This is a genomic window from Anaerocolumna sp. MB42-C2 (assembly GCF_030913705.1).
Lineage (GTDB): Bacteria > Bacillota > Clostridia > Lachnospirales > Lachnospiraceae > Anaerocolumna.
The window spans coordinates 3,543,433-3,552,500 of the sequence record NZ_CP133190.1 but is presented as its reverse complement, the minus strand read 5'-3'; the positions used below and the strand labels follow the sequence as shown (position 1 = coordinate 3,552,500).

Below are 9,068 nucleotides of genomic sequence, written 5' to 3'. Positions count from 1 at the left end.
AATATCTATAAATTACTTCTTCTGAAGCAGGTGTACCGCAAAGCCGCCAATTTCTTCTGCCAGATAGATTGCAGCCATGTTACCTTTATTATCATATTTTACAGTGTTCATATCAAAGGCAACACCTTGCATCTCAAGATGATATATGGCTCTTTCAATATAATTGGTCAGGATGGCAATATGGCCGTTTTTACCTAAATAAGGTGCTTTCATTACTTCAATTCCAAGTCCGGCAAAAACGGAACTTACACCTGAATTCTTAGTAAATCCAAATATATTCTCAAAAGACGATGCAATCTGCTCAGCTTCCGATTCATCCGACGCATTAATACCAACATGACGTAATTCAAACCCTAACATTTTGGTTACCGCTTCTTTGGTTAATTGCTTTATCTTATCAAATTCACCCGCTTTAATCATTTCGTCATTAACCATCCAGCTTCCGCCGCATGCAATGATTTTAGGGAAATCCAGATAAGTAATCAGGTTCTTCTCATTAATACCACCGGTAGGCATAAACTTCATGTTAACATAAGGCGCAGACATTGCTTTGATCATATTTAATCCGCCTGCTGCTTCGGCCGGAAAGAACTTAACCACTTCAAGTCCTAATTCGATTGCCTGCTCAATATCACTGGGGTTAGCGCATCCAGGTGTAATCGGTATTCCCTTGGAGACACAATATTTAACGATTTTAGGATTTAAGCCGGGACTTACAATAAAGGTCGCCCCTGCTTTTATTGCTTTATCAACCTGTTCCGTTGTAAGTACTGTTCCTGCCCCTACTAACATGTCCGGATATTTGGCAGACATAATACGAATCGCTTCTTCTGCTGCATCCGTTCGAAAAGTTACTTCGGCACAAGGAAGCCCGCCTTCACACAGAGCCTTAGCCAAAGGTTCGGCATCTTCCACCCTGTCCAGTTTTACTACCGGGACAATACCCATTTTTCTTATGCTTTGTAAAACGTCATTCATTTTTTTCTCCCTTTTTGTATAATCTATAAGTTTTTATAACTATCTTGTGTTTAGTATACACTTTTGAAAAAGTAAATTCAATGTATCAAGCATTGCTTTTTTATACAATATTATTTAAAATAAAATCTTTCCCAAATTCATGATAAATTGCAGGAGTAAATTATTATTATATATGGTACTTAAAAACGTGTTTTCATTTATTAGTTTAAAAACAATTTCCCCCCATTTTGTACTGCTTAATATAGTTATAAATATACATCCTATCCATATTACGATGATTCCTTGTAAAAGTCCGGCCAGTAAACCGGCCGTCTTATTAAGACCGTTTATAAGGGGTAGTTTACTGATTATATCCAGAGTTTCGCAAAGCAATGCCAATCCAATTATTATAAAAAGTACTACAATTAGAAAAACGGCTGCATTTATTATTATTCGTGCTATGGAATTTATGATATAGTCTTTAAAATTTTTAACAGCCATGGCAGCATAGACATCTTTTGTATTATTTTCTACCAGCGTATGTTTCATTATCTTAGGAAGCGGAAGTTTATTAATGAAATTAACCTGGTCGGTTTTTTTATCACCCATGTCTTTAAACTCTATCACTTTTGAAACTTTCTCCGTAACAAATCCCATCACTTTATCATTTTTCTGAAGTTCTTTACTGATAGCCGGACTGACCCAGCTTGTCACTACAAGTGCTATGATAGTGGAAAATAGGGTAAATACAGTTCGGATAAATCCTACTCGCCGTCCATTTAATGAGTATCCGGCTAAAACTACCATTACCAAGATCACTAACCAATTCATAATATCCTCCTGTTTTATGCTTATAAAGATTAATTTATTCATATTGTCAATTAAGGAATTTTCTTATGTAAAGAATTAACCCAGAGGGTTTTATTTTTTCGCTTCAATTAGTTTTACTTCTTCAATGTTTTGATTATCGATAATAATATAGTTATTCGTATTATTAACCGGCAGAATATATGAAATATCACTGTCAAAGGTATAATGGAATTTCTCCTCTCCGTTATTACGCAAAATAATCCACTCCAGATTGGAATAAAGTGTAACTTCATCACCGGATATATATATATTGTCATAATTATAATTAATTGCTTTATCAAGTATTACATTACCTTTTAAATCATAAAGGAGAATACGATATTTATCCTCTTTGTCACCATTATCTAAAACAAATCCTACACTTTTATCACTATGAAATATACTCTTGATTTCTGATTTAAAGGTTTCTTCATATACAACTTTTGGTGTCTGATTCATGGAATACAGGCTAAAACGGTTATCCCCAAACGTACATACTGTGTCATTATTGATAAATTCAATATTAGGAATAATTGTCTGCCCATAATCAATTCCAGCTACTACATTATCCACATAGTTCTGACCTACCCCGCCAAAATTATAGAAAGTTACTTTACTCTGTACTTTGCCGCTGCTTATAGATAAATAACTGGTAACCAGCTTTCTTCCGTCATTTGATAAGGAGAGATCAATGGGAAATCCGTCTTTTTCATTGATCGTTCTGGTACTTACCAGCTCTTCTCCGTCTTCACTGTAAAATTTTATGTAATTTACATCATCCCCGTCCATTAATACCGCAACCACTCCCTGATTGGCTATTACACTTTTTATTATGGGGTTAGGTACATTAATTGTGGTCATGCCACCCTCTCCGTTAAAAATCTCTAATAATTTATAACCCCTGTCACTGATAACCACATATTTATCACAAATATCTGTAATGGGATCTTTCATTTCAAACGTACCATTCCACAGGAGATTACCCGCTCCGTCCATAGCCATAGCACCATCTCTGCTGTAACGGAGGATACCCGTACCATAACTTTCATATTTAGCCGAACTGCTGTCACTCCTTTCCGTTTTATGGATGACCTGATAGCTTGTATAATTTTTATGTAAAAATAAATTTACTGCAAATATAATAATACCGACAGCGGCAATTATTAATATAATTGTTATTATGGTTACTATCTGCTTATGTTTACGCTTTCTTAGTTCATAGCTTCTTAAATCGCGCTTTTCTAATTCTATCGCCATGATTTCTCCTTCTGTTTTTTCTGAAAACTTTAAACCTTTTAATACATTCTTTTATACACGTATGATAATTATACCTTATTTGCCTCTTATTGACACTACCTTTTTCATATTTTTAAATTAGGAAAGCTGCCAATCTAAGCTTAGATAAACAGGCTTTTTTCGACAGCTTTTAACATATTATGAAATAATCATATAAATAGGGAATAATACCTAATCCGTATTTCAAGAACCTGGCGCGGGTTAAGGTACGATTAATTTCTGACCTTCAAAAATTTTATTTTCATCTTCTATCTTATTTAATTTTTTGATCTCATCCATATAACTGAATGTATTATAAAGTTGATAGCTAATAGATGCAAGAGTATCTCCCGCATGTACGATATAATATTTTACCGGAGCTGAAGCCTGCACGGACTCCTTATTGTCTTTATCGGAATTATCTTCCGCTTTTGTCGTATGAGTGGTCTTCTGTCCATCTGTTTTGGCAGTATCTACATTTTTATCTGTATTAACACTTTCGGTATTATCCGGATCATCTGCCGGTTTGTTATCTGTTTCTTCTATACTGTTTACATTACCCTCAATCGTTTCCACCGTTGTCTCTTGGCCGTTGTCCGAGTCCAGTACTTCCTCTGTATCAGCTTCTTTACCGGTTGTATCATCCTTTATGTCCTTATTCCCATCTCCGGTTTGAGAATCTGCATTTGCAACCTGTTTTTTATTGTCTTTATATCCATCTGCTGCCTGGGTCTTATCCCCTTGCTTTTCTTCCTCACCTGTTGCGGTCTCCTCATCTAAAGTATTTCCGTCATTTTGAGCTAAATTCAGACTTTTGGATATAGTAGTCAGGGCTGTTTCCATACTCTTCATTTTATCATAATTATCTAACATCGTTGCAGCAATAACTAACACAATGATTGCCAACAGTGTACTGGCGGCATACAATAGCCGAATAATACTTCTGTCATCTTTAATTTCTTTCTTTTCCTGAATTACATTCCGGATTTTTTTGGTGGTACGATCCGTGTAGTTTTTTTCTTCACTTACTACCTCCTTATTTTCCACCATATAATTCTGCATTTCTTCGTTTTTTTCATAATATATGTAGTAGCCGTTTAGCTTTACCAACTGATTATTTTCATTTATATAAAAAGCTTCCTCTTTCTCCATACTATCCATCTTGAGAAAGACTTTATCTGGTCCCGAGAAGTTCTCAATATGGATTTTTCGTATTTTTTCTCCACTTTCTATAAAAAATTCCGGACCGATCAGAGACCATCCTACAATTTCCACATCACTGAAATATCTTTTTATATTCTCGTAGATACTTGTCCAACCCTCGTCTGAAAATGTAATTCCGCTGCCAAAGTCCGTATTCATCATTTCAACTGCACCTTTGATGAATATATTTTTTCCCTCTTCCGTCCTTACATAGTACCCAAGCAGAACTGCGATTCTGCAGCCGGAATGTTCTTTATCGGATAATTGCTTAATATATGTCATTACATAATCTTCTACATAAACCACCCTATTACGAGATCCCATATTTCCTACTTGTCTAATATTTTTAGGAATTTTAATGGGTACGGTATTAACAGGCTCTGGCTGGTTATTCGTATTTCCGCCCTTATTGTTTAAGTTGTCCATATCTTTTTCCCTCCTAACCACAGTCTATTTCAGACAATGATATAAATATTACTAACGTTTATCGTATCATAGCCGTTTTGAATAATATGTCAAAATGATAAAGCAGATTAAGATATCTTACCTGTTTTATATTCTCTTATTCGCCTTTTATTTTCAGGTTCTTCATTTTTTTTACTGCATTTCATATTACAAGGCAGGATTTATTACTAATCATGGTGGAATTTGGCTTTGAAAACATTGCTATATTCTGACTATTTTACTTTTTTAAGGTAATACTTTTGTTATTACAGAATATGGTTGTAGTGTACGAGTATTAATAGGAGGTTATAATGAATAGAGAGTTAGAGGCTGAGAAAAAGTTATATTATTTTAATACAAAAGATCGTTATTCTGTGTATGATTTTAGCAGGACTTTGCAAGAATTGATACAGAAAAACATTTATCATAACAAGCAAATCGTTTTCTTATGTATTGGAACTGATAGGGCAACCGGCGACTGTCTTGGTCCTATTGTTGGTTATAAATTATCAAAACTTCCTCATAATATTATCTTATATGGAACATTAGAGCAGCCTGTGCACGCTAAAAATCTCGGTGAAACCATGAGTTACATTTATGCACATCATCAAAATGCTTTTGTCATTGCAATAGATGCCTCCTTGGGAAAATCCGGCCATATCGGATATATTACTCTGGGAGAAGGACCTTTATTACCCGGAGCCGGGGTGGATAAGGCTCTTCCGCCGGTTGGAGATATCTTTATTACCGGTATAGTAAATTTCTCAGGGATGTTAGATCATATGCTGCTTCAGACTACACGGTTAAATATAGTAATGATCTTAGCAGATTATATATGTACCGGAATAAACTACTGCTTTTATAAATTAGCAGCGGAATGAAAAATAACTAAACATAAAATAAACCTGTTCAGGTCAAGTTTATCAAACTTAATCTAAACAGGTTTATTATTAATAATTTCCTTCTTTATAATAACCAAGTGCCTCCGAAATGGTCTTTAAATCATTCTCCATTATAATATCAGATAGAATATTTAATTTTTCTACGGACATAAATTCTTTGCCCAGATAGGCTTCATATTTATTGGCTATTTCCATGGATAATACTTTAATCTTTTCTTCCGTATCTTTTATTTTGACGTATACTTCGCCGTATTCTTTCTTTAGTGTATTTAATTCTTCCTGACTCCTGGCTTTAATTTCATCACTGATTACATAACGGGTATTATTTTCAAAGGTATTCAGTGCTTCTTTCTTCTGATCCATTATAAATTTCAGTTCATTATCCAGTTCCGACAGCTCCTGGTCGAAATTATCCAGTCCGTATTGGCTTTCATCCTTATCCTTTAAAATTCTCTTTCGGATTTTCTCTCTTTTTTTCTTATTATCACTGATTTGTACTCGAATACTGTAAATCCGTTTAATCGTCTGCATATGCTTATCTTTCACATTATTATCAATGAGCATATAGGCGCCCCCGAAAAATATGACGGTAATAAAATAAATTAAAATTAAATATATCATTTTTTCATCCGGAATTACATAAAAGTAAAAGAAACAGGGAATAATCAGCAGAATTATAATTAAAGACAGTATGATTACTGCCAAATCCCCCATACCTGTTGGAAGAAATAAAGAATAAAATAATTTGGTATTACAAAAAGCCGGCACTTTCTTTTGCTTTAAAACGGCTTTCGTTTCCAACACCATCTGCCTGTATTCTTCTTTAAGCTGCGCCGTTTCTGCCTCAATACGTTCAGAGATTTTTACACTTTTTGATTTTTCCTTTTTATTACGGATTTTTTTAGCCCTTAAACGTGTTTTCTCCAGCTGATCGTCATAAGTTGCTTCAATTTCATCTTTTCGTTTTTTGGTTGTACCTGCAATCTCTTCTGTTATCGCTTTTTCTTTATTTTTGATGGTTTTTTCCAAACGGGATTCTTCGGCTGCCAAGGCATCATTACGATCTATGTAATCATTTAGCTCGGTCAATGTATCTTTTAATTTGTTTATATCTTCTAATCCACCGGATAATATATTACTTTCCATATAATTTTCCTCCTAATATATTAGGTAATAGGTAATATGTTTATCAACTGTTTTTTACAAAATATCTCTATAATCGATTTTACTAGATATGACAGGAAAGGTCAATGGATATTACAATAATGCTCCTCTTTACAAGCAAAAACAGGACTTAAGAAAAGAATTTCTCCTCTTTCGTCCTGTTTTAATATATATATTAAGCTCCCCAGCTATTTATATACAACTATTTAATACTAATGTAATAATCTATAATTTAAATTTATTTATTATCGTCTGAAGGTCCTGCGCCATTGCAGCTAATCCCTCACTTGCTTTTGCTATTTCTTCAACAGAAGCTGTCTCTTCTTCCAGCGAAGATGTTACCTGTTCGGTAGATGCAGAATTTTCCTCGGCAATTGCAGACAGATTTTGTAAGGTGTCCAGGATATCATTTTTCATTTTTTCCATTTCCTGTCCCGATACATTTAATTTTTCGACTGCTTCTTTTGCATTATTAATCGCTTCGGCGATTTCCATATATTTCTTTTTATTAACCTCTACACTATCCGTCTGTTCTTTAATAACGACTGAAATTTCTTCCATTGTTTGGACAGCATTCTGGGAATTACTTTGCAACTCCTTAACCATTTCATCAATTTCTTTTGTAGAAGCAGTAGACTGTTCCGCCAGATTTCTGATTTCTTCTGCCACAACAGCAAACCCTTTGCCTGCTTCTCCTGCCCTGGCCGCTTCAATTGCTGCATTTAAGGCTAAAAGGTTGGTTTGTTCGGCAATGGAGGAAATTACACTGCTTGCCTGTCCAATTCTGTTAGAACTTTCATTTGTCTTAAAAATAACCTCTTTTATCGCATTAGATGCTTGATTATTTTCTTCTGTCTTCTTGATCAGGAAATCAATCCCTTTTAGTCCCTCTTCAAGAACTTCAGAAACTTTTTGCGTGGCATCATTTAATCCGGCTAAATAGTTCTGGTCTTTTTCGATTGCCTCTCCCAGCAAATCAGCTTTTATGGATCCATCTTCCGTATGTTTTGCCTGATCCATTGCTCCCCTGGCAATTTCTTCAACGGTAGATGACACCTCCTCAGATGCCATGGCCGACTGTTCGGTAGTTGCAGTTAATTCTTCAGATGCAGCGGCCAACTGTTCTGAGGAATTATTAATTTCACCGATAATACCTCTTAGGCTGTCCGTTATACTTTGTAATGCCTTGGATAGAGTTCCTATTTCGTCTTTCTTATCCAGGTACTTCTTATTAACGTTTTCCGTTATATCTAACGCTGCTATTTTTTCAGCATGTCTAACTGTGTTTTTAATCGGCTTGGTAATCGTATTACCAATGATATATACTATAATAATGCAAAGAACAAATATAAGGAATGCTATAATGATAATCGTGTTACGCAATACAGGAATTGCAGATAATACTTCGTTTTTATCCGCAGTTATAACAAAAATCCAGTCAGTTCCCTCAATGGCCGAATAACCTGCATACAAATCTTTTCCCTGATAAGAATATAAATCAATGCCATTCTTTTCATTTGTTATAGTCTGAAATAATTGCGAAAGGGAGGTTAGGCTTAAATCCTTTTTCGATTCCTCAATAGGATTAAATTGCTTTAAAACTTTATCTTTATCCGGATGCGCGATTACTGTTCCCTTACTGTTTATGAGATAACCGTAACCATTTTTACCATAACCTGTATCTGATACAAGTGCGCTTAGTGCATTGCCATCCCGTCTTCCGATGATCGCTCCGACAACCTGATTATTTTGGCGGATTGGTGCTGCTACCATTATAACCGGTTCATTTGTTACTTTGCTTATAATTACATCCGATACTGCGGTTTCCCCTTTAAGGGCTTTTTGGATATAATCTCTGTCAGCCAGATCACTGGTGGTTCCATCCGTATATTTTGCAGTACCATCCATTCCTACAATAGCAATGTCCAGAAAATCTGTGGAGCTTACCATTGGTTTTAATAAACTCTCCTGATTAGTCCAATCCATACTTTGAATGACTTCATTAAGGGCAATCATCTCTAAAGTACGTTTCAGAATATCAACTCTGCTTTCTGTTAACTTAGCATCTTCCGTTGATAAGGAGGCCAATGCCTTTTCTCCTTCCCCAGTTAAAGATTTACTGGAACTTTCAATTGAGATCATTCCCAATAGAATAGAAACCAATAAAACCAATACCGAAAAATTGAGTATTAATTTTGTCTTAATGCTTTTCATTTCAAAAAAAATTCCTCCGATTCTTTTTTCTATTTACATGTTTGTTACAAAAATAACATA

The 9,068-nt window shown here is 34.8% G+C and carries 7 protein-coding genes; 1 reads left to right on the top strand and 6 read right to left on the bottom strand.

The features are described from left to right. Positions 1 to 12: 12 nt before the first annotated feature. The 4 genes from RBU59_RS15740 to RBU59_RS15725 all read right to left on the bottom strand — a co-directional run bounded on the left by RBU59_RS15740 (position 13) and on the right by RBU59_RS15725 (position 4,710). Complete coding sequence (locus RBU59_RS15740; protein WP_308143464.1) at positions 13 to 978, bottom strand: bifunctional 4-hydroxy-2-oxoglutarate aldolase/2-dehydro-3-deoxy-phosphogluconate aldolase; 966 nt, start codon at positions 976 to 978, stop codon at positions 13 to 15. Positions 979 to 1,092: 114 nt separating this feature from the next. Next, entirely contained in the window at positions 1,093 to 1,788 is a 696-nt protein-coding gene (locus RBU59_RS15735; protein ID WP_308143463.1) for a hypothetical protein, read from the bottom strand. Between the two features lie 90 nt (positions 1,789 to 1,878). Next, positions 1,879 to 3,063: a DUF5711 family protein gene (locus tag RBU59_RS15730; RefSeq protein WP_308143462.1), complete on the bottom strand. Its 1,185-nt coding sequence runs from the start codon at positions 3,061 to 3,063 to the stop codon at positions 1,879 to 1,881. 240 nt (positions 3,064 to 3,303) lie between these two features. Next, complete coding sequence (locus tag RBU59_RS15725) at positions 3,304 to 4,710, bottom strand: LysM peptidoglycan-binding domain-containing protein (RefSeq protein ID WP_308143461.1); 1,407 nt, start codon at positions 4,708 to 4,710, stop codon at positions 3,304 to 3,306. A 329-nt stretch (positions 4,711 to 5,039) separates the two neighbouring features. Between RBU59_RS15725 and yyaC the strand changes: the two genes are divergently transcribed. After that, positions 5,040 to 5,609: a spore protease YyaC gene (gene yyaC, locus RBU59_RS15720; RefSeq protein ID WP_308143460.1), complete on the top strand. Its 570-nt coding sequence runs from the start codon at positions 5,040 to 5,042 to the stop codon at positions 5,607 to 5,609. A gap of 69 nt (positions 5,610 to 5,678) precedes the next feature. Here the strand turns inward: yyaC and RBU59_RS15715 are convergent, their stop codons facing one another. Both RBU59_RS15715 and RBU59_RS15710 read right to left on the bottom strand, forming a co-directional pair. Next, the gene (locus tag RBU59_RS15715) at positions 5,679 to 6,776 is read right to left on the bottom strand and encodes a hypothetical protein (RefSeq protein ID WP_308143459.1); all 1,098 of its coding nucleotides are present in this window, start codon (positions 6,774 to 6,776) and stop codon (positions 5,679 to 5,681) included. A gap of 243 nt (positions 6,777 to 7,019) precedes the next feature. Next, complete coding sequence (locus RBU59_RS15710; RefSeq protein ID WP_308143458.1) at positions 7,020 to 9,008, bottom strand: methyl-accepting chemotaxis protein; 1,989 nt, start codon at positions 9,006 to 9,008, stop codon at positions 7,020 to 7,022. Positions 9,009 to 9,068: the final 60 nt, after the last annotated feature.